Origin of the sequence: Streptococcus sp. Marseille-Q0941, assembly GCF_943736975.1 — a bacterium.
Lineage (GTDB): Bacteria > Bacillota > Bacilli > Lactobacillales > Streptococcaceae > Streptococcus.
The window spans coordinates 93805-120666 of sequence record NZ_CALSFO010000003.1; the positions used below are offsets into that span (position 1 = coordinate 93805).

The following is a 26862-nucleotide window of genomic DNA, read 5'->3' on the forward strand; positions in this document are numbered from 1 at the left end:
GATGATTTCAAAGAGATTAGAAACGGTAGCTTCCTTTGTATCTCAAGGAGCCGTTTTGCTGGATGTGGGGAGCGACCACGCATATTTACCGATTGAATTAGTTGAAAAAGGTCACATCGAGCTTGCCATTGCAGGTGAAGTTGTAGTTGGACCCTACCAATCTGCGGTAAAAAACGTTGAAAATCACGGTTTGTCTGATAAAATCCAGGTTCGCTTAGCTAATGGCTTGGCAGCTTTCGACGAAAGTGATCAGGTCTCTGTTATCACTATTGCAGGAATGGGTGGTCGTTTGATCGCTTCGATATTAGAAGAGGGATTTGACAAACTAGCTCATGTTGAGCGTTTGATTCTCCAACCCAATAATCGTGAAGATGACTTGCGTAATTGGCTACAAGACCACGGTTTTCAAATTATCGCAGAAAGCATCCTAGAAGAAGCCGGCAAATTTTATGAGATTCTAGTAGTGGAAGCGGGACAAATGAAGTTGTCAGCAAGAGATACCCGTTTTGGTCCTTTCTTGTCCAAAGAAGTCAGTCCAGTCTTTGTTCAGAAGTGGCAAAAAGAAGCTGAGAAGTTGCAGTTTGCCCTAGGTCAAATCCCAGAAAAAAATCAAGAGGAACGTCGAGTTCTAACAGATAAAATAAAAGCTATCAAGGAGGTGCTCCATGCAAGCAAGTGAAGTGATTAAACGCTATGAAGCCTTTTGTCCCCAGGAATTTTCAATGGAAGGTGATAGTCGTGGACTGCAGATTGGAACTTTGGACAAGGACATCCAAAAAGTTATGGTTGCCCTTGATATTCGTGAAGAGACAGTGGCTGAGGCTATTGAAAAAGGAGTCGACTTAATTATCGTTAAGCACGCACCAATTTTTCGCCCTATTAAGGACTTAGTTGCTAGTCGTCCTCAAAATCAGATTTATATTGACCTCATCAAGCACGATATTGCAGTCTATGTCAGCCATACCAATATTGATATCGTTGAGAACGGCCTTAATGACTGGTTCTGTCAGATGCTAGGTATAGAGGATACAACTTATTTGCAGGAAACAGGTCCTGAAAGAGGGATTGGACGCGTTGGTAATATCCAATCTCAAACCTTTGAAGAATTTGCTAAACGTGTGAAAGAAGTCTTTGCTCTCGACAGTTTACGAATGGTCTATTATCAAGATAGTGATTTAAGAAAGCAAATTTCAAGGGTTGCTATTTGTGGGGGTAGTGGGCAATCTTTCTATCCTGATGCTTTAGCAAAAGGAGCTCATGTCTATATCACTGGTGATATTTATTACCACACAGCTCAGGACATGCTATCAGACGGCTTGTTGGCTCTGGATCCTGGACATTATATTGAGGTGCTCTTTGTTGAAAAAATTGTAGTGCTCCTGAACGAATGGAAGAAAGAAAATGCTTGGGCGCTAGAAGTTATCGCAAGTCAAGCTTCTACTAATCCATTCCATCATATCTAGATAGAAGGTAAAGAAAATGAAAAAGGTTGCCATTGTAGGGGCAGGAATTGTAGGGGCGACAGCTGCCTACTATCTCTCCAAAGAATCTGATATGGAAGTGACTGTCTTTGACCATGGACATGGGCAAGCTACCAAGGCAGCGGCAGGAATTATTAGTCCTTGGTTTTCTAAACGTCGTAATAAAGCCTGGTACAAGATGGCACGCTTGGGAGCAGACTTCTATGTGGACTTATTAGCAGACATAGAGAGATCTGGTCAAGAAGTTAATTTTTACCAGCGATCAGGGGTCTTTCTCTTGAAAAAAGATGAGTCTAAATTGGAAGAACTCTATAAGCTAGCCTTGCAACGTAGAGTTGAATCTCCCTTGATTGGGGAATTAACCATTTTAGATCAAGATGCTGTAAGTGAGCTATTTCCAGGATTACAGGGTTTTGAACGTTTACTCTATGCTTCTGGTGGAGCACGAGTAGATGGCCAACTCTTAGTAACTCGTTTACTTGAAGCCAGTCAGGTTAAGGTTATAAATAAAGAGGTTAGTTTAAGACCTCTAGCATCAGGTTATCAAATAGACAATCAAATTTTTGACAAAGTTATCTTGTCAACTGGAGCTTGGCTCGGTTACTTATTAGAGCCCTTAGGTTATGAGGTTGATGTTCGACCACAAAAAGGACAACTCCGAGATTATGAGGTTGATTTAGACATGGCAAGTTATCCAGTCGTTATGCCAGAGGGAGAGTGGGATTTGATACCATTTCCAGCTGGGAGGCTATCTCTAGGTGCTACCCATGAAAATGATATGGGGTTTGACCTGACAGTAGATGAAAATTTGCTCCAACAAATGGCAGAAAAAGCAAGTCCATTTTATCCAAGTTTAAAAGATGCAATGATTAGTGGCGAACGCGTGGGAATTCGTGCCTACACTAGTGACTTCTCTCCATTTTTCGGACAGGTTCCAAACTTATCAGGAGTCTATGCAGCAAGTGGTTTAGGTTCTTCTGGATTAACGACTGGCCCTATTATAGGCTATCATTTAGCTCAAATGCTTCAAGGGAGAAGTGGAGTATTGGATCCAGTAGATTATCCGATTGCAAAGTATGTCCAACGAAAAGAAATTTAGTAAATGTTTTACTCAATTTCACGTAATCTTTCGGGGTAGTAAATGACATCCTTTTGTAAAAATGGTAAAATAAAAAAAAATATATAGAATTGAGGAAAAATGATGCAAGAAAAGATTTTGGTAACAGGCGGTGCAGGGTTTATCGGAACTCACACTGTCATTGAACTAATCCAAGCTGGACATCAAGTTGTTGTGGTGGATAATTTGGTCAACAGTAGCCGTAAAAGCTTAGAAGTAGTGGAAAGAATTACAGGAGTTGAAATTCCTTTTTATGAAGCTGATATCCGCGATACAGATACACTTCGTGACATTTTTAAACACGAAGAGCCGACAGGTGTTATCCATTTTGCAGGTTTGAAGGCAGTTGGAGAATCAACTCGTATCCCGCTGGCATACTATGACAACAACATTGCTGGTACAGTGAGTCTTTTAAAAGCAATGGAAGAAAACAACTGTAAGAACATTATCTTCAGCTCCTCAGCAACAGTTTATGGAGATCCTCATACTGTTCCAATCCTAGAAGATTTCCCACTTTCAGCTACCAACCCTTATGGCCGTACCAAGCTTATGCTTGAAGAAATCTTGACAGATATCTATAAAGCAGATTCAGAGTGGAACGTTGTTTTGCTTCGTTACTTCAACCCAATTGGGGCGCATGAGAGTGGAGATCTGGGAGAAAATCCAAATGGTATTCCAAATAACCTTCTACCGTATGTCACACAAGTCGCAGTTGGTAAGTTAGAACAAGTTCAAGTCTTCGGTGATGACTACGATACGGAAGATGGAACAGGTGTTCGTGACTATATCCACGTCGTTGACTTAGCCAAAGGGCACGTTGCAGCCCTTAAGAAGCTTCAAAAAGGCTCAGGACTCAATGTTTATAACCTTGGTACCGGAAAAGGCTACTCTGTTCTTGAAATTATTCAAAATATGGAGAAAGCTGTCGGGCGCCCAATTCCTTACCGTATCGTCGAACGTCGCCCTGGTGATATCGCAGCTTGCTACTCAGACCCAGCAAAAGCTAAGGAAGAGCTCGGATGGGAAGCAGAACTTGGTATTACAGAAATGTGCGAAGATGCATGGCGTTGGCAAAGTAAACATCCAAATGGATTTGAAGACTAATCGATTGATCTAACAAAAAAAGAGGAAGTCATTCCTCTTTTTTAGAACTTTATATAGGGTGTCAATGAAAAAATCGATTAGTACTTTTGTGATAAAAAATATCTTAAAAGGATAGTTTATTTATTATTGAAATATTGGAACAAATAAAAGAAAAATTGTATAAAAATAGCTAGCAAAAGACTATAATTTTCTAGAAAAATATGCTAAACTAGAAGGAGTGGAAAATAGCGATTTATATTCCATTAAATGTTAAGATTCATCTATAATCAGAGCACGAGTAGGGCAATTTTTAACGGCTTCTAAAATGTCGTCCTTGCAAGTAATTTCTCGCTCTAATTGCTCAGGATCATCGTAAAAACGGACGATACCATTATCATGGTAGTCAAATAAATCTGAATAAGTTTGGCAGAGCCCACAAGCGATGCAGCGTTCAGGTATAAGTCTAATCTTCATATTTATATTTTAATAAGAAACTAAAAAAAACTCAAGGAGTAAGGTATGGAAAAGGAACCGTGGCAAGAAGATATTTATGAAAATCAAGAAGAGGAATCAAGAACAGAGCGTCGTCAACGAAACAAAAAAGGATCAGGTGTCGTTGCGAATCGTATTTTAACTGTTTTAGCTATTCTTTTCTTTGTCATTGTTGTTGGCATGGTAGTTGTCTTAGTCTACTTATCATCAGGTGGAAGCAACCGCACTTCAGCTCTGAAAGATTTTTATGATTCTTCAGCTCCAAAAGTAGAGGCAGTTACAACAGTGGCTACTACTACTCAGTCAACAGAGACAACTGAAGCAGAAACAAACCAAAAAGAGCATACAGAGGCACATACTGACTCTGAAGGAACAATCACAGTTTTACCAGGAGAAGGTGAAGCAGCAATTGCAGCTAGAGCTGGGATCTCTATTGCACAGCTAGAAGCTTTGAACCCCTCACATATGTCAACAGGTTCATGGTTTGCAAATCCTGGTGATGTCCTTAAGATAAGATAGGAGCAAATATGAAAACAATTCAGATTGCGATTGATGGTCCAGCTTCAAGTGGTAAAAGTACTGTTGCGAAAATTATCGCTAAGGATTTTGGTTATACTTATCTGGATACGGGCGCTATGTATCGCGCTGCGACTTATATGGCCTTAAAAAATCAAATAAGCCCAGAAGAACCTTCTCAACTCCTTGAATTATTGGAGCAATATCCAATTAGCTTTGGACGTGCTGAAAATGGAGAGCAGCTTGTTTTCGTTGGAGATGTTGAGGTGACAAATCCAATCCGAGAAAATGAAGTAACAAACGCTGTTTCTGCCTTTGCCGCTATTCCAGCTGTTCGAGAGAAACTGGTTGCCCTCCAGCAAGAGATTGCTAAACAAGGTGGTATTGTTATGGATGGGCGCGATATTGGTACTGTGGTCTTGCCTCAGGCTGAATTGAAGATTTTTCTAGTAGCATCTGTAGATGAGCGTGCGGAGCGTCGTTACAAGGAAAATCTTTCAAAGGGAATCGAAACTGACTTGGAAACTTTGAAAGAAGAGATTGCTGCGCGTGATTATAAAGATAGTCATCGTGAAACTTCGCCCCTTAAACAAGCTGAGGATGCAATCTATTTGGATACAACGGGTCTTTCTATTCTAGAAGTTGTTGAAAAAATCAAATCTGAAGCTCAAAAACGTTTATAAGAAACTTTAAAACGATTAACCAAGTTTGGGTTAATCGTTTTTTATCATGATTTGTCAAATAGTCTGTTTTAAGGTATAATAGTTGCTGTTAAAGAAAATTTGACATTCAAATAATCATAAATGTTTAAGGAGATAAAATGAGTCAACTACCAAATTGCCCAAAATGTAATTCAGAATATGTATATGAAGATGGCACACTTCTCGTTTGTCCAGAATGTGCTTACGAGTGGAATCCTGCTGAACAAGTTGAAGCAGAAGAAGGTATTGTTGCTATCGATGCAAATGGAAACAAACTGGCTGATGGAGATACAGTTACCTTGATTAAGGACCTTAAGGTCAAAGGGGCTCCTAAAGACCTCAAACAAGGAACTCGTGTGAAAAATATCCGTATTGTTGAAGGTGACCATAACATCGATTGTAAAATTGATGGTTTTGGTGCTATGAAGCTAAAATCAGAATTTGTGAAGAAGATTTAATGATGTTACAAAATAAAAAAATTATATTTTATAGCCGTGTTCTTCTATTTATAGCAGCCTTTCTTGGTGTTTATTTGGAGATTACCAAGCATGGCGGTTTTGGCATGTTGCTATACTATACAGTCCTTTCTAACCTTTTGGTGACACTTTTTACAGGCTATCTGTTGTTAAAGATGCGTAGTGACGATGATAGTTGGCAAAGCCCGGTTATTTTGAGACTCAAAGGTGGTGTCACCATGAGTATCATGATTACTTGTGTCATCTACCATTTTATGCTGGCACCAATCGCAACAGATTTTTACCGTTTGGAAAATTTCCTTTGCCATTATATCGTGCCCCTCTGGTTTCTAGCTGATACACTTTTCTTTGACAAGAGTCGTCAATATAAGTGGTTTGATCCTATTGTATGGACAGTCTTACCTCTGCTATATATGGGATTTGCTATCTTGAACGGTTTAGTTCTCAAAATGAATATTCCAAATTCTAAGGATAATCCCTTCCCTTATTTCTTTTTAAATGCCAATAAACATGGTTGGGGCTTCGTCTTTAGATGGGCAGCTATTATCTTTGTAGCTTATATGGTTTCAGGATATCTGTTTTATCTTGTGAAAAGCATTAAAAAATCTAAGAAATAAAAGTACCCTATATGGGTGCTTTTTTGTTTGTGATAATTGTACCCGGACAATTGAACTTTTTTTATCTTGTTATGCAGTCATTTCTACCTTACAATAAAATTGTAGCTACCAATACAACCATTAAAACTATTGAGGAAAAGAAATGACTGAAAATCGTTATGAATTAAATAAAAATTTGGCACAGATGCTCAAGGGAGGCGTTATCATGGATGTTCAAAACCCTGAACAAGCAAGAATCGCGGAGGCTGCAGGTGCAGCAGCGGTAATGGCTTTGGAGCGAATCCCGGCTGATATTCGTGCAGCGGGTGGTGTATCCCGTATGAGTGATCCAAAGATGATTAAGGAAATCCAAGAAGCTGTCAGCATCCCAGTTATGGCTAAGGTTCGAATTGGGCATTTTGTTGAAGCTCAAATTTTAGAAGCTATTGAGATTGACTATATCGATGAGAGTGAAGTGTTATCACCCGCTGACGACCGTTTCCATGTGGACAAGAAAGAATTTCAAGTTCCTTTTGTTTGTGGTGCTAAAGACCTAGGAGAGGCCTTGCGTCGTATTGCTGAAGGAGCTTCAATGATACGTACAAAAGGGGAACCTGGAACTGGAGATATTGTTCAGGCAGTTCGCCATATGCGCATGATGAATCAAGAAATTCGTCGCATTCAAAATCTCCGTGAGGACGAACTTTATGTTGCTGCCAAGGACTTACAAGTTCCTGTAGAATTAGTTCAATACGTTCACGAACATGGAAAACTACCAGTAGTCAACTTTGCAGCCGGAGGTGTGGCAACACCAGCAGATGCTGCTCTTATGATGCAGCTAGGTGCGGAAGGCGTCTTTGTTGGCTCAGGAATTTTCAAGTCAGGTGATCCTGTCAAACGGGCTGCAGCAATTGTCAAGGCAGTTACAAATTATCAAAATCCTCAAATTCTTGCTGAAATCTCAAAAGATTTGGGAGAAGCCATGGTTGGTATCAATGAGAAAGAAATCCAAATTCTCATGGCGGAGCGAGGAAAATAGATGAAAATCGGAATATTGGCCTTGCAAGGTGCCTTTGTGGAACATGCGAAAATGCTTGCTCAACTAGGAGTTGAAAGTATTGAACTGCGAAATCTAGAAGATTTTCAGAAACATCAGAGTGACTTGTCTGGTTTGATTTTTCCTGGAGGTGAGTCAACAACCATGGGAAAACTCCTACGTGATCAACAGATGCTGATTCCTCTAAGAGAGGCTATTCTCAATGGTTTACCAGTCTTTGGAACTTGTGCAGGCTTGATTTTGCTGGCCAGGGAAATCACTTCTCAGAAAGAAAGTCATCTAGCGACCATGGATATAGTGGTTGAGCGCAATGCCTACGGACGCCAACTAGGAAGTTTCTATACTGAGGCCGAATGTAAGGGAGTTGGCAAGATTCCGATGACCTTTATCCGTGGTCCGATTATCAGTAGTCTTGGAGAGGGTGTGGAAATTCTAGCAACCGTAGATAACCAAATCGTTGCAGCCCAAGAAAAAAATATGCTAGTGACCTCATTTCATCCTGAATTGACAAATGATGTTCGCTTGCACCAGTATTTTATCAATATGTGTAAAGAAAAAAGTTGAGAAAAGTTCTCAACTTTTTTATATGTAATAAACAATAGCGATGTATTGGAGAGCAGATGCTGCTAGGATAAAAAGATGCCAAATCATGTGGAAGTATGGCTTTTTCTTAGCGTAAAAACCAGCTCCAACAGTGTAACAGAGTCCACCAGATACCATGAGGCTCCAGAAGATAGGAGTTGTCCGGCTAATGATTGCTGGTAAGATAGCCACAACTAACCAACCCATGATGAGATAGAGAATGAGACTAAATTTTTCATTGACTTTCTTGGCAAAAATTTTATAGAGGATACCAAAGATGGTTGTTCCCCACTGAATGGCGATAATGAGATATCCAAACCAGTTATTCATCAGAGTCAAAACGACAGGAGTATAAGAACCTGCAATTGCAACATAAATCATGGAATGGTCAATGATTCGCAAAACATACTTATGAGTCGAACCATAAGCCATCGAATGATAAATAGTTGATGATAAGAACATGAGAAAGAGACTAATAACGAAAATCGAAACGCCAAAAGACGATAAAAATCCATGTGCTTCATAACTATAGGTGGATGAAATGGGGAGTAGGATGAGCATGATAACCGCACCCACAGCATGGGTCACGCTATTGGCGATTTCTTCTCCAAAACTGAGTTTTTTACTGAGTTTTAGGCTGGTATTCATTGGATTCCCTCCTCTTCTTTGATAAGGATTAAGTCTAGAGTTTGATGATAGAGTTTAACAGTTTGACAGCTGGTTTGGATAATAGGGTTTTCTGGATCGATTCCTTGGTTCATGTAGTCCACAAAAGCATCGTAGAGCTGGTCTGAGCTCGCTTGAGTTTGTAGAGTATTAAGTGTCTGAGCGATTTCTTGGATTGAAAAGACAGATTTGAGAGTAGTAATGGCAATTAAACGGGCAATCTGTTTGCGTTGGTATTTCTTCTTGTCAGGCTTTGTCAGGTAACCGTGTTTGACATAGTTATTGACCATGGATGCGGTCAGGCCCTTTTCTTTATCTGGAGAGATGGGGGCGCAGACTTGATTGACATAAAGCAAAACCTGATCCAGATAGAGGTCAATATTTGGAATGTCTTCCCATTTTGGGTAGGAAAAGTTAGAATTCATTTCCAACTCCTTTTATCTAGTTTTCATAACTAGATTATAAAATAATAAAAAACAAAAGTCAAGTTTCAACTGCTTGTAGAAAGCTTTAAATTATGCTATGATGAGAGAAAACAGTTAGAAATGAGGGGAAAAGATGGAGATTCGTTTAGCTTTTCCAAACGAAGTTGATGCGATTATGCAGGTGATGGAGGATGCTAAAAAGTGCTTAGCCAAGTCTGGTAGCGACCAGTGGCAAAATGGCTATCCAAATACTGACACGATTATTGACGATATTATCTCTGGGCAAGCCTATGTGGCCTTGGAAGAAGGAGAGCTCTTAGCCTATGCAGCAGTAACCAAGAGCCCAGAAAAATCTTATGAAGCTATTTATGATGGCGACTGGCAAGGAAAAGAAACAGAATACTTAGTCTTTCACCGTATTGCAGTTGCCAGTGATGTGCAAGGACAAGGAGTTGCTCAGACCTTCTTGGAAGGCTTGATTGAAGGCTTTGATTACCTAGATTTTCGTTCTGATACACATGCTCAAAACAAGGCTATGCAACATATTTTTGAGAAGCTTGGTTTTAAACAAGTTGGGAAAGTTCTAGTAGACGGGGAACGCTTGGCCTATCAGAAAATAAAATCGAATGTCTAAAAAGTATGTAAAGATGCTGTACAGTTCTCCGATTGGCACCTTATCTCTAGTAGCAGATGACCACTATCTGTTTGGGATATGGGTCGAAGAAGAGAGCGATTTTGAGAGAGAATTGTCTGAAAATGATGTAAGGGTCGTTGAAAGTCATCCCGTTTTAAATCCAATCATTTCCCATCTAGATACTTATTTTAAGGGGCAAAACCAGGATTTATCTGAATTACCCCTAGCTCCTATCGGAAGTGACTTTGAAAAAAGAGTTTGGAACTATTTGCGTGGAATTCCTTTTGGTAAGACTGTTACTTATGGACAAATAGCAAAGGACCTTCAGGTAGCTTCTGCTCAAGCAGTCGGAGGAGCCGTAGGTCGCAATCCCTGGTCTATCCTTGTGCCTTGCCACCGTGTAGTTGGTGTTGGTAATCGTCTAACAGGATATGCTTGGGGACTCGAAAAGAAGGCTTGGCTTTTGAGGCATGAAGGTGCAACATTTAAAGAGAAGAAAGAATAGAAGGAAAAGAAAATGTTAGAATTTATCGAATATCCAAAATGTACAACTTGTAAAAAAGCAAAGAAAGAGTTAAATCAACTCGGACTAGAATATAAGGATGTTCATATCGTAGAAGATACTCCAAGTGAAAAGGTCATTTTAAACTGGCTCGAAACTTCGGGATTTGAATTGAAACAATTTTTCAATACGAGTGGAATCAAATACCGTGAACTCGGATTGAAAGATAAGGTTGGAACTTTATCCAATAAAGAAGCAGCCAAACTCTTGGCTAGTGATGGTATGCTGTTGAAACGTCCGATACTAGTTGAAAATGGTGCTGTAAAACAAATTGGCTATCGTAAAACATACCAGGACTTGGATTTGAATTAGTTTTTTTCTATCTCCTTGATAGATAAAATATATAACCTCCCACTTTTAAAGTATGATAAACTAGAAGATAGATGAAGTCTGATATGCTCGTAGCAAATATTTTTAATTAGAGCATAAGTATGATAGAATGAATCATTATCTTGAGAGGATGTTTCTATGAATGTTACAACAATTTTAGCATCTGATTGGTATCAAAATTTGATGCAATATATCCCAGATGGCAAACTGTTTAGTTGGCGTTCGGTTTTTGATGGGATTCCAAGAATTCTACAGCAATTACCTACAACATTGATGTTAACAGTATTTGGTGCCTTTTTTGGAATCATGCTAGCCCTGGTCTTTGCGATTGTGAAAATCAATCGAGTTCGATTTATATACCCAGTACAAGCCTTTTTTGTTAGTTTCCTAAAAGGAACTCCAATTTTAGTTCAACTGATGTTGACCTATTACGGAATTCCATTAGCTCTGAAAGCATTGAATCAACAATGGGGAACTTCTCTAAACATTAATGCTATTCCAGCAGCAACATTTGCGATTGTGGCCTTTGCTTTTAACGAAGCAGCCTATGCCAGCGAAACTCTCCGTGCGGCAATCCTTTCTGTCAATCCAGGTGAGATTGAAGCCGCTCGTAGTCTTGGTATGACACGTGCTCAAGTTTATCGCCGAGTGATTATTCCCAATGCAGCAGTGGTTGCAACACCAACCTTGATTAACTCCTTGATTGGCTTGACCAAGGGAACCTCCCTAGCCTTTAGTGCAGGTGTTGTAGAAGTCTTTGCTCAAGCTCAGATTTTGGGTGGTGCAGACTATCGTTACTTTGAACGTTTTATCTCAGTTGCCCTTGTCTACTGGGTGGTAAATATTCTTATTGAAAATCTTGGCCGTCTTATTGAAAGAAAAATGGCTATTTCAGCGCCAGATACTATCGAAACAGATGTGAAAGGAGAGCTTCGCTAATGATTAAAATTTCAAATTTAAGCAAGTCCTTTTCAGGTCAAACTGTTTTAGATCATCTGAATTTAGATATTCAAAAAGGAGAGGTTGTTGCCTTGATTGGTTCTTCAGGAGCTGGGAAATCAACCTTTCTCCGTAGCCTCAATTATCTAGAAACTCCCGATAGCGGTAGTATTCAGATTGATGACTTTAAAGTCGATTTTTCTCAAATTACTCAAGAGGAAATCCTGACTCTTCGTCGGAAACTATCGATGGTTTTCCAACAATTCAATTTGTTTGAACGCAGAACAGCTCTTGATAATGTCAAGGAAGGTCTGGTTGTCGTTAAAAAGCTATCGGACGAGGAAGCAACTAAGATTGCAAAAGAAGAGTTGGCTAAGGTTGGGCTTTCAGATCGTGAACAGCATTATCCGCGTCACTTGTCGGGGGGACAAAAACAAAGGGTCGCAATAGCGCGTGCCTTAGCTATGAAACCGGATGTATTGCTCTTGGATGAACCGACTTCAGCACTTGACCCAGAATTGGTTGGCGAGGTAGAACGATCGATTGCCAATGCTGCAAAATCAGGTCAAACCATGATTTTAGTTAGTCATGATATGTCTTTTGTTGCTCAAGTTGCTGATAAGGTTTTATTCTTGGATAAAGGAAAGATTATTGAATCTGGAACACCGGATGAGATTATCAACCATCCGAAAGAAGAACGAACAAAAGAATTCTTTGCTAGTTACAAACGGACCTATATTTGATATAATAGAAGATAAGAAAAACTCAGTTGGCTAAGCTAACTGGGTTTGCTCTTTAAAAATAATAGAAATGAGAGAGAGCATGCTAGTTCAGCTATTTGCTTTGTATTTAGAGAGTTTGGTTTTGACCATTTTATTAGTCTTGCTTGTCTTAGGGATTTGGATTGGTTTTAGAGCCCTGTCAGGTGTCGATAAAACTGCTAAGGAGCGTCAAGCTCACCTCTATGATATGATTATGATTGGAGTTCTAACAATTCCAGTATTGTCTTTTGCAACCATGAGCATCTTGTTGGTTCTCAAGGCTTAATAGTTGTCAAATAGGATTTTATCCGTTAGAATAAGAATAGTTACAACAAGAAAGAAGGAAATAGAATGTACGATACGATTATTATCGGTGCAGGTCCTGCTGGGATGACTGCAGCCCTGTATGTGGCTCGTAGCAATCTCAAAGTTGCTTTGATTGAAGGTGGCTTTCCTGGCGGTCAGATGAATAATACCTCTGATATTGAAAACTATCCAGGTTATGCGAACATTAGTGGACCTGAGTTAGCAGAAAAGATGTTTGAACCTCTTGAAAATCTAGGTGTTGAACATCTCTATGGCTTTGTAAAGAATATTGAGAACCATGGTGATGTTAAGAAAGTAATCACAGATGATGAAGAGTTTGAAACTCGTACAGTCATCGTAGCGACTGGTTCTAAGCACCGTCTCTTGGGAGTTCCAGGTGAAGAAGAATTGAATAGTCGCGGGGTTTCTTACTGTGCGGTTTGTGATGGTGCCTTTTTCCGTGACCAAGATTTGTTGGTTGTAGGTGGAGGAGATTCGTCTGTTGAAGAAGCTATCTTCCTAACTCAGTTCGCCAAATCTGTAACCATCGTTCACCGTCGTGATGAACTTCGTGCACAAAAAGTCTTGCAAGACCGCGCCTTTGCAAATGAAAAAATCAACTTCATTTGGGATTCCGTCGTCAAAGAAATCAAGGGTGAAAATCGTGTGGAGTCGGTTGTGATTGAAAATGTTAAAACAAATCAAGTGACTGAACATGCCTTTGGAGGAGTTTTCATCTACGTTGGTTTAGATCCTGTTAGTGATTTTACAAAAGATTTGCAAATCCAAGATGCGTCAGGTTGGATTGTGACAGATGACCACATGAAGACAAGTGTTGCAGGTGTCTTTGCGGTTGGGGATGTTCGTCAGAAAGATCTTCGCCAAGTCACAACAGCAGTTGGAGATGGCGCTATTGCAGGCCAAGAAGCCTATAAATATATTACTGAACACTGTTAAAAAAGAGAGTGGGACAGAAATCGGTCATTCGTTAGAATTCGATTTCGTCGTCCCACCTCCGCAAAGTTGAGTAGGGCTGTAAAAGCTGATGAAATCAGCGTAGTAGAGCCCACTCAACCACTGCGTCTTGCTCGATAATCCAAAGACAATTGAGAGGCTAGGACTTTTGTCCCAGCCTCTTTTTTATAATCGATTACGGAAGACTTCGTACATAAGAATAGCAGCAGCAACGCTTGCATTGAGACTCTGTACATGTCCATTCATTGGAATGGTGATCATCTCGTCCACTTGTTTTTTGATGTTGCTAGAGATTCCCTTACCTTCATTTCCGATAATGAGGGCGACCTTTCCTTTGGTATTCCACTTGTGGCAAGGAGTTCCATTCATATCCGTTCCAAAAGTCCAAAAGCCTTCTTCTTTCAGCTTATCCAAGGTTTGGCTGAGATTGGTTACGCGGGCGATAGGAACGTGCTCAATCGCACCAGTGGCTGTCTTTGCAACTACGGGTGTCACACCAACAGCTCGATGTTTTGGAATAATAACACCTGAAACATTAGTTGCATCAGCTGTTCTCAAGATAGAACCTAAGTTGTGAGGATCTGTTAGTCCATCCAGAATTAAAAGTAGTGGATTTTCCTCTTGACGAGTTTTAGCAAGAATCTGCTCAAGTTCAGTATAGGCAAATTCAGAAACACGTAAAACGAATCCCTGGTGGACAGCTCCTTCAGTCATTTCAGAAAGTGATTTTTTTGAAGTCCAAGAGATAGATACTTTCTTTTCAGTAGCCAGTTCCTTGACTTTTTCTACATTCTTACCTCTTAAATCATCTTGGAGATAGAGTTTGTTTCCAGTATTTGCTAATAGTGCTTCGGTAACGGCGTGAACGCCATAGACAATATCATTTGTTTTCATGGCTCTATTATAACATAAAACCCCGTTGTCGAACGGGATTTTCTTTATTCCAAAATGAGTAAACCTTCTTTGACTGCGAAAGGATCTTTTTCATTGATACGATCGTAAAACATGACACCATTTAAGTGGTCGATTTCATGTTGAACAACGATGGAGTTGTAGCCTTTTAGCTTGATGCGATGCTTTTCGCCATCCTTGTCAAAGTAGTCGACAGTTACTCGAGCGTGGCGGATAACATAACCTGGAACGGCACGGTCAACAGACAAGCAACCTTCTCCCTCTCCCAGAGCAGCATCTTGTACTGAGTGTGAAACAATTTTAGGATTGTACATAATAGCCTGTAAGTCATAGGCTTCTTGAGGTGTTTCACCTTCCTCAGTGATATTTGGTACCAGCACGGCGATGATGCGTTTTGAGATATCGAGCTGTGGTGCTGCAAGACCAACTCCTCCACGTAGGCCTAACTTTTCGGCCATAACTGGATCTTGTGAGTGTTTTAAAAATTGCATCATTTTCTCACCAAGGATGATATCTTGATCGCTCAATGGGAAAGTTACTTCCTCAGCGACAGCTCGTAGGGTTGGATTGCCCTCGCGGATAATATCTTTCATGTCGATTAAATGTGAAGCTTTTGTAATACGTTCTATAGCAGACATTTTCTCTCCTTCCTTCCATTACAATTACATGATAACACAAAACAGTTGAGAAAGAAAGTCACAGAAGTTGCTAATAAAGGGAAATATTTATTTGTCTGTGGTATAATAAGGTAAGGAGACTTGCATCAAAAAGCAAGGAGAAAAGATATGGAAAAACGTAGTAGAAGAAAACAAAAGCAATCAGGCATACCAGTTGTCAAAGTGTCTATCCAATTTTTCAAAAATTACCGACATTGGAGTAATAAAACTTTTATTGTAGTTTTATTGATTGCTGTTGCTTTCTCGATGGCCTTGACCTTATTAGCTCAAGGGATAAAGGGAGTTCCATTGTGGAATAGTAGTGCAACTGCAGTGAGTCAAAATTCGGACTCTAAAGAGAAGAATTCTGTAACGGAACAGGAAACAAGTGCTCGAATTATGGCAAACGGTGATTTGCTCTACCATGACATTATTTACATTTCAGCAAAAAAGGCAGATGGGACCTACGATTTTCATGAAAATTTTGAATACGTAAAACCTTGGCTTAAGCAAGCGGACTTAGTTCTTGGTGATTTCGAAGGAACTGTAAATAAAGACCACTATCTTGCAGGTTATCCTTTATTTAATGCACCTGGTGAAGTTATGGATGCTATCAAAGATGCAGGCTATCAAGTGCTAGACTTGGCTCACAATCATATATTGGATTCTCAGATTGAGGGAGTAGTTTCAACGGCAGATGCTATTGAAAAGGCAGGAATGACACCAGTCGGAGTCTATACTCATGAATCCCGGGATAAGGCTCCTTTAGTTATCAAGGAAGTCAATGGTATTAAAGTTGCTATTTTGGCCTATTCCTATGGTTTTAACGGCATTGAACAAAGCATTTCTCAAGAGGATTATAATCGTTATCTTTCAGATTTAGATGAAGATAAGATGAAGGCTGAAATCGAAAGGGCTGAAAAAGAAGCAGATATCACGGTCATCATGCCTCAGATGGGAGTTGAGTATCAAATTGAGCCGACTGAGGAGCAAAAGAAACTCTATCATAAAATGATTGATTGGGGGGCTGATATTATTTTTGGAGGTCACCCTCACGTTGTTGAACCAGCTGAAACGGTTGAAAAAGACGGTGATAAAAAACTTATTATCTACTCTATGGGGAATTTCATCTCAAATCAACGGATTGAAACCATGCAGGATGTTGAAAACGCTAAATGGACGGAACGTGGAGTCCTCATGGATGTGACTATTAAGAAAAAATCAGGTAAGACGACTATTGAAACTGCCAAAGCCCATCCAAGCTGGGTTAGTCGTACTCCAAAGGGAGGCTATTCTCCAGAAGGGTATCCACTCTATCTTTACCAAACCTATATCTTGGAAGATTTTATAGAGGGAGGAAAATACCGCAGTCAGTTAGATGAGGCTACCAAGGAACGGGTAGACATAGCTTACAAAGAAATGAATGAGCATGTAGGTTTGAAGTGGTAGTTATTTGAACTACAAGGAGACATAATGGAAATTAAGATTATTGCGACAGACATGGATGGAACCTTGTTAGACCCGAGAGGTCAGCTGGATCTTCCTCGTCTAGAGAAAATTATAGATCAGTTAGACCGACGTGGCGTTCGTTTTGTCATTGCAACAGGAAATGAAATTCATCGTATGCGTCAATTACTGGGACATCTGGCAGAGAGAGTAGTTCTCGTTGTTGCTAATGGTGCTCGTATATTTGAACACAATGAATTATTGCAGGCGCAAACTTGGGATGACGATATGGTTGATAAAGCTTTAGCTCATTTCAGAGGCAGAGAATGCCAAAATCAGTTTGTTGTAACTGCTATGAATGGTGGTTTTGTCAAGGAAGGTACAGTTTTTACAGAACTTGATAAATTTATGACACCAGAGATGATTGAAAAGCTCTATCAACGAATGAACTTTGTTGATGAATTTGACTCCGGTCTCTTCGGTGGTGTTCTCAAGATGAGCATGGTAGTCGGTGAAGAGCGATTGGAATCCGTTTTACAGGAAATCAATGACTTGTTTGATGGTCGTGTTCGAGCTGTTTCTAGTGGATATGGCTGTATTGATATCTTACAAGATGGCATTCATAAGGCCTGGGGCTTAGAGGAATTGCTCAAACGTTGGAACTTAAAATCTGAACAAATCATGGCCTTTGGAGATAGTGAAAATGACATTGAAATGTTAGAAATGGCGGGAATTTCTTATGCCATGGAAAATGCAGAGGAGAGGGTCAAGGAGATTGCGACAGAAGTAGCACCAGCAAATAGTCAGGCAGGTGTTTATCAAGTTTTAGAAAACTGGCTAGAAAAAGGAGAATAACTTGGCAGTACAGCTATTAGAAAACTGGCTCTTGAAAGAGCAGGAAAAAATTCAAACCAAGTATCGTCAACTGAATCAAATCTCGGTCATTGAGCCAGATATTATCTTTATCGGAGATTCTATTGTTGAATATTATCCCTTGCAAGAATTACTAGGGACAGCAAAGACCATTGTGAATAGAGGGATTCGAGGCTATCAAACCGGACTTTTACTAGATAACCTTGATGCCCACCTCTATGGTGATGCAGTGGATCAAATTGTACTTTTGATTGGGACAAATGACATTGGGAAGGAAGTTCCAATGAGTCGAGCACTAACCAATCTCGAGAGTGTGATTCAAACTATTTCCCGTGACTATCCGCTGTCACAGATTAAGCTCGTTTCTATTCTGCCAGTACATCAAGGAGAGGAATACAAACAGACAGTTTATATTCGTACAAATGAGAAAATTAAGGAATGGAACCAAGCCTATCAAGAACTGGCTTCTGCCTACATGCAGGTAGAATATGTGTCTGTGTTTGAGAACTTACTCGATCAAGAAGGACAACTCAAATCAGACTATACAACGGATGGCCTTCATCTCAGCGTTTCTGGCTATCAGGCCCTATCAGAAAGCTTGAAAACTAGCCTTTTCTAGGCATCTATTTGCTTTTTGCTTTTTTAACCTAGATAAGGTATAATATCTTTATAGTCTTTTGGGGTCGTTACGGATTCGACAGGCATTATGAGGCATATTTTGCAACTCGTGTGGCGACGTAAACGCTCAGTTAAATATAACTGCAAAAAATAACACTTCTTACGCTCTAGCTGCCTAAAAACCAGCAGGCGTGACCCGATTCGGATTGCTCGTGTCTGATGATAGGTCTTATTATTAGCGAGATACGATCAAACTTTGTCTAGCAGTTTGGTAAGAGATTTATAGACTCGCAGTTCCTAGACTTGAGTTATGTGTCGAGGGACTGTTAAAACAATACATAACCTATGGTTGTAGACAAATATGTTAGCAGATGTTTGGACGTGGGTTCGACTCCCACCGGCTCCATTATTCTTTTGCATTCTTTTTAAAACGTTGTTAAAACAACGTTTTTTATTTTATTCTTTTGTGTTTTAAATCGCTAATCAAGTCCTGAAATTTCTTAAGTTTTTATCATATTTTGTGTTATAATGAAGGTGCATTAAGAAAATTGATGAAAAAATAAAATATTTTTCATGTAGTTTTCATTGTCTTAAGAGTTTACAGTTTATCTTATTTTTCTGTAATAGAAAACATTGAAAAAGTCGGTTTAGAAAGAGGTAGTGAGAAATGTCGTCTCATAAAAAAGTTTCACTTTCTGAGATCAATCAATCTATCGATACTCCAAATAACAATCATTTCTGGCAAAATTTAAAGGCCTTCTTGGGTCCTGGTGCCCTTGTGGCTGTAGGGTATATGGATCCAGGAAACTGGATAACTAGCGTAGTTGGGGGTGCATCCTATAAGTACAGTCTCTTATTTGTGATCTTGATTTCGTCACTCATTGCGATGCAGCTTCAGCAGATGGCAGGAAAACTGGGGATTGTCACCCAAATGGACCTAGCACAAGCAACGGCTCATCATTCACCAAAATGGCTTCGTTATAGCCTATGGGTGATTTTGGAATTGGCCTTGATGGCGACAGACTTAGCAGAAGTACTAGGTTCAGCCATTGCCCTTAATCTTCTCTTTAAGATTCCGATTATGGTAGCCATCCTATTGACAGTTTTGGATGTCTTTCTTTTATTGCTCTTAATGAAATTTGGCTTTAAGAAGATAGAAGCTATCGTGACAACGCTGATTTTAACAATATTGCTCATCTTTACTTATCTAGTAGCTTTGTCACATCCAAGTCTCCAAGGGATTGCTGAAGGTTATCTGCCAAATGCTACCTTATTTGAGAGTCCTCTGCCAGGACATGAAAGTCAATTAACCTTGGCTCTTGGGATTGTAGGTGCAACAGTGATGCCCCATAACTTGTATTTACATTCTTCCTTGTCTCAGACCCGGAAAATCAACCACAAGGATAAGAATGATGTTCGTAAAGCAGTTCGTTTTATGACCTGGGACTCGAATCTTCAACTGTCCTTGGCCTTCATCGTTAACTCCCTTCTATTGATTTTAGGGGCGGCCCTCTTTTTCGGACATGCATCTGAAATTTCTGCCTTTTCACAAATGTATAATGCCTTACAGGATTCTACAATAGCAGGTGCAATAGCCAGTTCGACCTTATCAACCTTGTTTGCTTTGGCCCTATTAGCCAGTGGTCAAAATTCGACCATTACAGGTACCTTGACAGGGCAAATCGTCATGGAAGGCTTCTTACATATGAGATTGCCTCAGTGGTTTATTCGTTTAGCAACTCGCCTCTTTGCCCTGCTACCGGTTATAATCGTTGCTGTTTTATTCGGTCATCAGGAAAAAACCTTGGATCAGTTATTGGTTTATTCACAAGTCTTTCTTTCGATTGCCTTACCATTTTCAATCTTCCCACTGATTTATCTAACTTCTAAGAAATCACTGATGGGAGAATTTACCAATGCCAAATGGAATATGATCCTCGGTTATATTGTTTCCATTATCTTAACGATTCTGAATGTGAAATTGCTATTTGATATTTTTTAATAAATTCTCCTCTAGTTTTAGAACTGACATATAAGAAAAAGATACCCAAAAAAACTTGGGTATCTTTTTTATGTAGACGGAAGACATGGGATTCGAACCCACGCACGCTTTAACACGCCTACCGCGTTTCCAACACGGCCTCTTAAGCCTCTTGAGTAATCTTCCAATACTTACTAACCTAGTCTACCATAAAGCCTTATTTCTTGCAAATATATTTGAAGTAGAATAATGATTGATAGAAAATGAAAGAAGATGACAAAAAATGCTTGATTTTAATTTTTTTATGATAGAATGAATAATGTAATCGTTAACAGGAGGTAAACTAATGCTAAAAAGTGAACGAAAACAGGTGATTTTAGAAGAATTGAAACAGCATAAAATCGTCTCTCTAGAGAAATTGGTAGGCTTGCTAGATACTTCAGAATCAACGGTTAGACGTGATTTGGATGAATTGGAATCTGAAAATAAACTTCGTCGAGTGCATGGAGGAGCAGAGTTGCCTCACTCCTTGCAAGAAGAAGAAACCATTCAAGAAAAATCTATCAAAAACCTTCAAGAGAAAAAGTTGATCGCTCAAAAAGCAGCTTCTCTCATCAAAGAAAAAGATGTTATCTTTGTGGATGCAGGAAGTACGACAGCCTTTCTCATTAAAGAATTGGAGCGAAAAGACATTACAGTGGTAACTAATTCCATTCACCATGCGGTTCAATTAGTGGATAAACAAATCCCAACAGTCATTATCGGTGGTGGAGTCAAGATGACAACTGATGCCAGTATCGGAGGAGTAGCTCTCAACCAGATTAACCAACTGCACTTTGATCGTGCCTTTATCGGAATGAATGGTGTCGATGAAGGTTACTATACGACTCCTGATATGGAGGAGGGAGCTGTCAAGCGTGCTATCTTAGAAAATGCTAAACAGACTTATATTTTGGCAGATTCGTCCAAGATTGGCCAGTCTTGCTTTGCTAAGGTCGCCCCTATAAAACGTGCTATTGTCATTACAAGCAAGGGTCACGAACTCTTGCCTGCTATCAAAGAGAAGACGGAGGTAATTGAATTATGATATATACAGTCACGCTAAATCCATCTATTGACTACATTGTCCGTCTGGATAAAGTGGAAGTAGGTAGTGTCAATCGTATGGACAGTGATGATAAATTTGCTGGTGGCAAAGGGATCAATGTTAGCCGTGTCTTGAAACGTTTGGATATTCCAAATACAGCGACGGGCTTCATTGGTGGATTTACTGGTAAATTCATCACAGACACTTTGGCTGAAGAGCAAATTGAGACACGCTTTGTCCAGGTGGCAGAAGATACGCGCATCAATGTCAAGATTAAAGCAGAACAAGAAACAGAAATCAACGGAACTGGTCCTAGTGTTGAATCAGAGCAACTGGAAGAGTTGAAAGATATTCTTTCAAGTTTAACAGCAGAAGATACAGTTGTCTTTGCAGGATCAAGCGCTAAAAACTTAGGCAATGTCATCTATAAGGATTTGATTGCCCTGACTCGTCAGACAGGCGCTCAAGTGGTTTGTGACTTTGAGGGTCAGACTTTAATCGATAGTTTGGATTATCAACCCCTTTTAGTTAAACCAAATAATCATGAACTTGGAGCTATCTTTGGTGTTAAATTAGACAGTTTAGATGAAAGTGAGAAATATGCCCGAGAGTTATTGGCTAAAGGTGCTCAAAACGTTATTATTTCTATGGCTGGTGATGGAGCACTTCTGGTAACTTCAGAGGGTGCATACTTTGCTAAACCGATCAAGGGAACTGTTAAAAACTCAGTGGGTGCTGGTGACTCTATGGTTGCTGGATTTACGTGTGAGTTTGTCAAATCAAAAGATGCAGTAGAAGCCTTCAAATGGGGTGTGGCTTGTGGAACAGCAACTACATTTTCAGATGATTTAGCAACTGCAGCATTTATTAAAGAAACTTATGAAAAAGTTGAGGTAGAAAAAAGAAGAAAATTCAAGATTTATTGAGAAAAGATGTCATGTTGCTGGATTTGCAGGCAACTGAAAAAACAGCGGTTATCGAAGAAATGATTCATAGCTTGGTAAATCACGGTTATGTGACAGATTTTGAAACCTTTAAATAAGGAATTTTAGCCCGTGAAGCTCTCTCTTCCACTGGTCTGGGTGACGGAATTGCTATGCCTCACAGCAAGAACTCTGCTGTCAAAGAAGCGACTGTTCTCTTTGCTAAGTCAAACAAGGGTGTTGACTACGAAAGTTTAGACGGGCAACCAACAGACCTCTTCTTTATGATTGCGGCTCCAGAAGGTGCTAATGATACTCACTTAGCTGCCTTAGCAGAATTGTCTCAATACTTGATGAAAGACGGCTTTGCTGACAAACTTCGTCAAGTAACATCTGCTGACCAAGTCATTGAGCTTTTTGACCAAGCTTCAGAAAAAGCTCAAGAACCAGTTCAAGCTCCTGCAAATGAATCTGGTGACTTTATCGTAGCAGTTACAGCTTGTACAACAGGAATTGCCCACACATACATGGCCCAAGAAGCTCTTCAAAAAGTGGCTGCGGAAATGGGTGTTGGTATCAAGGTTGAAACCAACGGTGCAAGTGGTGTAGGCAACAAATTAACAGCAGAAGATATCCGCAATGCCAAAGCTGTTATCATCGCTGCAGATAAAGCAGTTGAGATGGATCGTTTCGATGGTAAACCATTGGTGAACCGTCCAGTTGCAGACGGTATCCGTAAGACAGAAGAGTTGATCAACTTGGCTCTTTCTGGTAATGCTGAAGTCTACCGTGCTGCTAACGGAGCGCAAGCTTCAACAGCATCTAATGAAAAACAAAGTCTAGGTGGTTCCTTCTACAAACACTTGATGAGTGGTGTATCACAAATGTTGCCATTCGTTATCGGGAGCGGTATCATGATTGCTCTTGCTTTCTTGATTGACGGTGCTTTGGGTGTACCTAATGAGAGCCTTGGAAATCTTGGTTCTTACCATGAGCTAGCTTCTATGTTCATGAAAATCGGTGGGTCAGCCTTTGGTTTGATGCTTCCAGTGTTTGCAGGATATGTTGCTTACTCAATCGCTGAAAAACCAGGTTTGGTAGCCGGTTTCGTAGCTGGTGCTATCGCTAAAGAAGGTTATGCCTTTGGTAAAATCCCTTACGCTCAGGGTGGTGAAGCAACTTCAGCTCTTGCAGGAGTATCATCAGGTTTCCTTGGAGCCCTAGTAGGTGGATTTATCGCTGGTGCCTTGGTTCTCTTGATTAAGAAATATGTAAAAGTTCCTCGTTCACTTGAAGGTGCTAAATCAATCCTTCTCTTGCCACTTTTTGGAACAATCTTGACAGGATTTGTTATGCTAGCTGTTAATATCCCAATGGCCGCAATCAATACTGGTATGAATAACTTCCTCGCTGGTCTTAGTGGAGGGTCTGCTATTCTTCTTGGTCTTGTTCTTGGAGGAATGATGGCTGTCGATATGGGTGGACCTGTCAATAAAGCCGCTTATGTCTTTGGTACTGGTACTCTTGCAGCAACAGTGTCAACAGGTGGTTCAGCAGCTATGGCAGCAGTTATGGCTGGAGGAATGGTTCCGCCGCTAGCAGTATTCATTGCGACTCTTCTTTTCAAGGACAAATTTACCAAAGAAGAACGTAACTCTGGTTTGACAAATATCGTAATGGGCTTGTCATTCATCACTGAAGGTGCGATTCCATTTGGTGCTGCTGACCCAGCTCGCGCTATCCCTAGCTTTATGGTTGGTTCAGCTTTAGCAGGTGGACTGGTTGGTCTGGCAGGTATCAAACTTATGGCACCTCACGGGGGGATCTTTGTTATCGCTCTTACAACAAATGCCTTCCTTTTCCTTGTCTTTGTCTTTGTCTTGGTAGGGTCTCTTGTAAGTGGAGCTTTGTTTGGTTACCTACGCAAACCATCAGAAAAATAATTACAAACACAATTAAATGACTGAACACGAAAGTGGGCAGTCATTTTTTTAACCTCTCGAAAAGTTCATGAAATATGTTATAATAGAAGAATGGCAAACAAGAATACAACTAAAACAAGACGCAGACCGTCTAAAGCAGAATTAGAAAGAAAACAAGCGATTCAACGAATGTTGATTTCCTTAGCTTTGGCTATCTGTTTAATTTTTGCTGCCCTTAAATGGGGAGCTGTAGGAATCACTGTTTACAATCTAATCCGCTTACTTGTGGGGAGTTTAGCTTATCTAGCTATTTTCTCTCTCTTGATCTATCTCTTCTTTTTCAAATGGATTCATAAACAAGAAGGATTGCTAGCTGGTTTCTTTTTCATTTTTACAGGCTTACTACTAATATTTCAAGCCTATCTTATCTGGAAATTTAGCATGGCAAACGCCGTTTTCCAAGGAACGGTTGGACAAATTTTTAAAGATTTAACTAGCTTTCAAGTGACAAGTTTTGCTGGTGGAGGTGTGATTGGGAGTGCACTCTACATTCCGATAGCCTTTTTGTTCTCAAATATTGGGACCTACTTTATCGGAGCAATCCTAATCATAATCGGAGTTCTTTTAATAAGTCCATGGTCTATCTATGATATCGCAGATTTTCTTTCAGCTCGATTTGCTATCTGGATGGAGCGCCGTGAACAGAGAAAGCAAGAGCGTTTTATCAAGCGTGAAGAAGAAAAGGCACGAAGAGAAGCAGAAGAGCAAGCAAGACTTGAGAAAGAAAAGGAGGAGCAGGCTTTACTTGACCTGCCTCAAGTAGATATGGAAACTGGAGAAATATTGTCAGACGAACCAAGACAAGAATTTCCTCCACTACCAGAGGAAGAATGGGTAGGACCTGAGATTATTCTCCCTCAAGCTGATTTTGAATATCCTGAGGAAGATCACTATCCGATAGAAGAAGATTTCCCAGAAGATGATGACGAAGATGTTGAAGTAGACTTTTCTGCTAAAAAGGCCTTGGAGTATAAGCTTCCAAGTTTGCAACTCTTTGTGCCAGACAAACCAAAAGACCAGTCTAAAGAAAAGAAAATCGTTCGAGAAAATATCAAGATTTTGGAAGAAACCTTTGCAAGTTTCGGTATCAAGGTAACGGTTGAACGTGCTGAAATAGGTCCATCAGTAACCAAGTATGAGGTTAAACCAGCAGTTGGCGTTCGTGTTAATCGTATTTCCAATCTAGCAGACGACTTAGCTCTAGCCTTGGCTGCTAAAGATGTCCGTATTGAAGCACCGATACCTGGAAAGTCGCTAGTCGGTATAGAAGTTCCAAACTCAGAAATCGCAACAGTTTCCTTCCGTGAGCTTTGGGAGCAGTCGCAAACCAAACCTGAAAATCTTTTGGAAATTCCTCTTGGGAAAGCAGTCAATGGTACGGCTCGTAGTTTTGATTTGGCTAAAATGCCTCACTTGCTAGTAGCAGGTTCGACTGGTTCAGGTAAATCTGTTGCAGTTAATGGTATTATCGCAAGTATTCTGATGAAGGCTCGTCCAGACCAAGTCAAGTTTATGATGGTGGATCCTAAGATGGTCGAGTTATCAGTTTACAACGATATCCCCCATCTCTTGATTCCAGTTGTAACCAATCCTCGCAAGGCAAGTAAGGCCCTTCAAAAAGTCGTAGATGAAATGGAAAACCGTTACGAACTCTTTGCTAAAGTCGGAGTTCGGAATATTGCTGGATTCAATGCTAAAGTTGAGGAATTCAATGCTCAGTCTGAATACAAGCAAGTACCGCTACCTTTAATCGTTGTGATTGTCGATGAGTTGGCAGATTTGATGATGGTTGCCAGCAAGGAAGTGGAAGATGCTATTATTCGTCTCGGGCAAAAGGCACGTGCGGCTGGGATTCACATGATTCTTGCAACCCAGCGTCCTTCAGTAGATGTTATCTCTGGTCTGATTAAGGCAAATGTGCCGTCACGTGTAGCATTCGCTGTTTCTTCAGGAACGGATTCACGTACGATTTTGGATGAAAATGGTGCTGAGAAATTGCTTGGTCGAGGGGACATGCTCTTTAAACCAATTGATGAAAACCATCCTGTTCGCTTGCAAGGTTCCTTTATCTCAGATGATGATGTTGAACGCATCGTAAACTTCATCAAGGCTCAAGCTGATGCGGATTATGATGACAGTTTTGACCCAGGAGAAGTTTCTGAGACAGATAGTGATTCTGGTTCTGGCGATGAGGGCGGGGATCCACTCTTTGAAGAAGCCAAGGCCTTGGTTATTGAAACTCAAAAAGCAAGTGCATCCATGATTCAACGCCGTCTATCGGTTGGTTTTAACCGAGCAACTCGATTGATGGAAGAATTAGAAATGGCTGGTGTTATCGGCCCAGCTGAAGGAACAAAACCTCGTAAAGTCTTACAACAATAAATTGTTTGAAAATAGAATAAAAATTCAAGAAATCACCTTTAGGAAATTTGGGGAATCTACTCTAATTTTTCGAAGGTGGTTTCTTTCTTTATACCTATGATTATAAGTATTTTTGTTGTAAAAAGACTTTCAGCTTGGTCCGAGATTTAGATTTTACTTTTACTAATTTTAACTAATAAAGTATTGATTTTTAAACTGGTTTTTGATATATTAAAATGGTATAAGAAATATTTATATGTTTAAAAAATAAGCGAAAAAAATGAAGGGGGTTATTTTTTTAAGAGAAAATGCAAACGCTTACTT

General features: G+C 40.0%; 29 protein-coding genes, 1 tRNA gene, 1 other RNA gene and 1 pseudogene. 26 read left to right on the forward strand and 6 right to left on the reverse strand.

What is annotated here, in order from left to right:
- Position 1 precedes the first annotated feature (1 nt).
- The 4 genes from NGI26_RS02295 (at position 2) to galE (ending at position 3702) form a co-directional block, all read left to right on the forward strand.
- Positions 2 to 679 carry a tRNA (adenine(22)-N(1))-methyltransferase gene (locus NGI26_RS02295; RefSeq protein WP_251935458.1) on the forward strand — a complete coding sequence of 226 codons (678 nt, stop codon included), beginning with the start codon at positions 2 to 4 and terminating at the stop codon, positions 677 to 679.
- Positions 666 to 1463, forward strand: coding sequence for a Nif3-like dinuclear metal center hexameric protein (locus tag NGI26_RS02300; protein ID WP_251935460.1), 798 nt, complete (start codon positions 666 to 668; stop codon positions 1461 to 1463). The genes NGI26_RS02295 and NGI26_RS02300 overlap by 14 nt, the downstream gene beginning before the upstream one ends.
- A 16-nt stretch (positions 1464 to 1479) precedes the next feature.
- Positions 1480 to 2580, forward strand: coding sequence for an NAD(P)/FAD-dependent oxidoreductase (locus NGI26_RS02305; RefSeq protein ID WP_251935462.1), 1101 nt, complete (start codon positions 1480 to 1482; stop codon positions 2578 to 2580).
- A gap of 102 nt (positions 2581 to 2682) precedes the next feature.
- Entirely contained in the window at positions 2683 to 3702 is a 1020-nt protein-coding gene (gene galE / locus NGI26_RS02310) for a UDP-glucose 4-epimerase GalE (protein ID WP_251935464.1), read from the forward strand.
- A gap of 249 nt (positions 3703 to 3951) precedes the next feature.
- Here galE and NGI26_RS02315 read toward each other — a convergent pair whose 3' ends face one another.
- Positions 3952 to 4155 (reverse strand): ferredoxin, encoded by a 204-nt coding sequence (locus tag NGI26_RS02315; protein ID WP_251935466.1) that lies wholly within the window; start codon positions 4153 to 4155, stop codon positions 3952 to 3954.
- Between the two features lie 45 nt (positions 4156 to 4200).
- On the opposite strand from NGI26_RS02315, the gene NGI26_RS02320 reads away from it, so the two are divergent.
- From NGI26_RS02320 to pdxT, 6 genes are all read left to right on the forward strand, one after another.
- On the forward strand, positions 4201 to 4692 hold the full coding sequence (locus NGI26_RS02320; RefSeq protein ID WP_251935469.1) for an SAG1386/EF1546 family surface-associated protein: 492 nt from the start codon (positions 4201 to 4203) through the stop codon (positions 4690 to 4692).
- Positions 4693 to 4700: 8 nt separating this feature from the next.
- On the forward strand, positions 4701 to 5372 hold the full coding sequence (cmk, locus tag NGI26_RS02325) for a (d)CMP kinase (protein ID WP_214261676.1): 672 nt from the start codon (positions 4701 to 4703) through the stop codon (positions 5370 to 5372).
- Positions 5373 to 5509: 137 nt separating this feature from the next.
- Positions 5510 to 5848: a zinc ribbon domain-containing protein YjdM gene (locus tag NGI26_RS02330; RefSeq protein ID WP_214261677.1), complete on the forward strand. Its 339-nt coding sequence runs from the start codon at positions 5510 to 5512 to the stop codon at positions 5846 to 5848.
- Positions 5849 to 5850: 2 nt separating this feature from the next.
- Complete coding sequence (locus NGI26_RS02335) at positions 5851 to 6483, forward strand: Pr6Pr family membrane protein (RefSeq protein WP_251935471.1); 633 nt, start codon at positions 5851 to 5853, stop codon at positions 6481 to 6483.
- Positions 6484 to 6625: 142 nt separating this feature from the next.
- Entirely contained in the window at positions 6626 to 7501 is an 876-nt protein-coding gene (gene pdxS, locus NGI26_RS02340; RefSeq protein ID WP_251935473.1) for a pyridoxal 5'-phosphate synthase lyase subunit PdxS, read from the forward strand.
- Entirely contained in the window at positions 7502 to 8083 is a 582-nt protein-coding gene (gene pdxT / locus NGI26_RS02345; protein ID WP_251935475.1) for a pyridoxal 5'-phosphate synthase glutaminase subunit PdxT, read from the forward strand.
- Between the two features lie 18 nt (positions 8084 to 8101).
- Here the strand turns inward: pdxT and trhA are convergent, their stop codons facing one another.
- Together trhA and NGI26_RS02355 are read right to left on the reverse strand one after the other, a co-directional pair.
- Complete coding sequence (gene trhA, locus NGI26_RS02350; RefSeq protein ID WP_251935477.1) at positions 8102 to 8749, reverse strand: PAQR family membrane homeostasis protein TrhA; 648 nt, start codon at positions 8747 to 8749, stop codon at positions 8102 to 8104.
- Positions 8746 to 9192, reverse strand: coding sequence for a DUF1836 domain-containing protein (locus NGI26_RS02355; RefSeq protein ID WP_251935479.1), 447 nt, complete (start codon positions 9190 to 9192; stop codon positions 8746 to 8748). Before NGI26_RS02355 ends, trhA begins: the two co-directional genes overlap by 4 nt.
- A gap of 133 nt (positions 9193 to 9325) precedes the next feature.
- Here NGI26_RS02355 and NGI26_RS02360 point away from each other — a divergent pair, with 133 nt between their 5' ends.
- From NGI26_RS02360 to trxB, 7 genes are all read left to right on the forward strand, one after another.
- The gene (locus tag NGI26_RS02360; protein WP_251935482.1) at positions 9326 to 9826 is read left to right on the forward strand and encodes a GNAT family N-acetyltransferase; all 501 of its coding nucleotides are present in this window, start codon (positions 9326 to 9328) and stop codon (positions 9824 to 9826) included.
- On the forward strand, positions 9819 to 10331 hold the full coding sequence (locus tag NGI26_RS02365; RefSeq protein WP_251935484.1) for a methylated-DNA--[protein]-cysteine S-methyltransferase: 513 nt from the start codon (positions 9819 to 9821) through the stop codon (positions 10329 to 10331). The genes NGI26_RS02360 and NGI26_RS02365 overlap by 8 nt, the downstream gene beginning before the upstream one ends.
- Positions 10332 to 10343: 12 nt before the next feature.
- A complete protein-coding gene (locus NGI26_RS02370) occupies positions 10344 to 10700 on the forward strand; it encodes a Spx/MgsR family RNA polymerase-binding regulatory protein (RefSeq protein ID WP_251935487.1) in 357 nt (118 codons plus the stop codon).
- Between the two features lie 156 nt (positions 10701 to 10856).
- Positions 10857 to 11657, forward strand: coding sequence for an amino acid ABC transporter permease (locus NGI26_RS02375; RefSeq protein WP_251935491.1), 801 nt, complete (start codon positions 10857 to 10859; stop codon positions 11655 to 11657).
- Positions 11657 to 12400 (forward strand): amino acid ABC transporter ATP-binding protein, encoded by a 744-nt coding sequence (locus NGI26_RS02380; protein ID WP_214261685.1) that lies wholly within the window; start codon positions 11657 to 11659, stop codon positions 12398 to 12400. Before NGI26_RS02375 ends, NGI26_RS02380 begins: the two co-directional genes overlap by 1 nt.
- 79 nt (positions 12401 to 12479) lie before the next feature.
- Entirely contained in the window at positions 12480 to 12704 is a 225-nt protein-coding gene (locus tag NGI26_RS02385) for a DUF4059 family protein (protein WP_214261686.1), read from the forward strand.
- A 65-nt stretch (positions 12705 to 12769) separates the two neighbouring features.
- Complete coding sequence (trxB, locus tag NGI26_RS02390) at positions 12770 to 13681, forward strand: thioredoxin-disulfide reductase (protein ID WP_251935494.1); 912 nt, start codon at positions 12770 to 12772, stop codon at positions 13679 to 13681.
- A 183-nt stretch (positions 13682 to 13864) separates the two neighbouring features.
- Here trxB and rlmB read toward each other — a convergent pair whose 3' ends face one another.
- Both rlmB and def read right to left on the reverse strand, forming a co-directional pair.
- A complete protein-coding gene (gene rlmB / locus NGI26_RS02395) occupies positions 13865 to 14593 on the reverse strand; it encodes a 23S rRNA (guanosine(2251)-2'-O)-methyltransferase RlmB (protein ID WP_251935497.1) in 729 nt (242 codons plus the stop codon).
- Between the two features lie 44 nt (positions 14594 to 14637).
- Entirely contained in the window at positions 14638 to 15249 is a 612-nt protein-coding gene (def, locus tag NGI26_RS02400; protein ID WP_251935501.1) for a peptide deformylase, read from the reverse strand.
- A 147-nt stretch (positions 15250 to 15396) separates the two neighbouring features.
- On the opposite strand from def, the gene NGI26_RS02405 reads away from it, so the two are divergent.
- The 5 genes from NGI26_RS02405 (at position 15397) to NGI26_RS02425 (ending at position 20206) form a co-directional block, all read left to right on the forward strand.
- Positions 15397 to 16716, forward strand: a complete 1320-nt coding sequence (locus NGI26_RS02405; RefSeq protein WP_251935503.1) for a CapA family protein — start codon at positions 15397 to 15399, stop codon at positions 16714 to 16716.
- A 24-nt stretch (positions 16717 to 16740) separates the two neighbouring features.
- Positions 16741 to 17568: an HAD family hydrolase gene (locus NGI26_RS02410; RefSeq protein WP_251935508.1), complete on the forward strand. Its 828-nt coding sequence runs from the start codon at positions 16741 to 16743 to the stop codon at positions 17566 to 17568.
- A gap of 1 nt (position 17569) precedes the next feature.
- Complete coding sequence (locus NGI26_RS02415) at positions 17570 to 18205, forward strand: SGNH/GDSL hydrolase family protein (RefSeq protein WP_251935511.1); 636 nt, start codon at positions 17570 to 17572, stop codon at positions 18203 to 18205.
- 60 nt (positions 18206 to 18265) lie between these two features.
- Positions 18266 to 18613: a transfer-messenger RNA gene (ssrA, locus tag NGI26_RS02420) on the forward strand.
- Between the two features lie 258 nt (positions 18614 to 18871).
- Complete coding sequence (locus NGI26_RS02425; protein ID WP_251935514.1) at positions 18872 to 20206, forward strand: Nramp family divalent metal transporter; 1335 nt, start codon at positions 18872 to 18874, stop codon at positions 20204 to 20206.
- 77 nt (positions 20207 to 20283) lie between these two features.
- On the opposite strand, the gene NGI26_RS02430 is transcribed toward NGI26_RS02425, so the two are convergent.
- Positions 20284 to 20371 (reverse strand) — tRNA-Ser (locus NGI26_RS02430).
- A 160-nt stretch (positions 20372 to 20531) separates the two neighbouring features.
- Here NGI26_RS02430 and NGI26_RS02435 point away from each other — a divergent pair.
- The 4 genes and pseudogenes from NGI26_RS02435 (at position 20532) to NGI26_RS02450 (ending at position 26559) form a co-directional block, all read left to right on the forward strand.
- The gene (locus NGI26_RS02435; protein WP_251935517.1) at positions 20532 to 21272 is read left to right on the forward strand and encodes a DeoR/GlpR family DNA-binding transcription regulator; all 741 of its coding nucleotides are present in this window, start codon (positions 20532 to 20534) and stop codon (positions 21270 to 21272) included.
- Positions 21269 to 22198, forward strand: a complete 930-nt coding sequence (pfkB, locus tag NGI26_RS02440) for a 1-phosphofructokinase (protein WP_251935520.1) — start codon at positions 21269 to 21271, stop codon at positions 22196 to 22198. The genes NGI26_RS02435 and pfkB overlap by 4 nt, the downstream gene beginning before the upstream one ends.
- Before the next feature lie 11 nt (positions 22199 to 22209).
- Positions 22210 to 24138 (forward strand): annotated as a pseudogene (locus tag NGI26_RS02445) (fructose-specific PTS transporter subunit EIIC).
- Between the two features lie 90 nt (positions 24139 to 24228).
- Complete coding sequence (locus tag NGI26_RS02450; protein WP_251935523.1) at positions 24229 to 26559, forward strand: DNA translocase FtsK; 2331 nt, start codon at positions 24229 to 24231, stop codon at positions 26557 to 26559.
- Positions 26560 to 26862 lie beyond the last annotated feature (303 nt).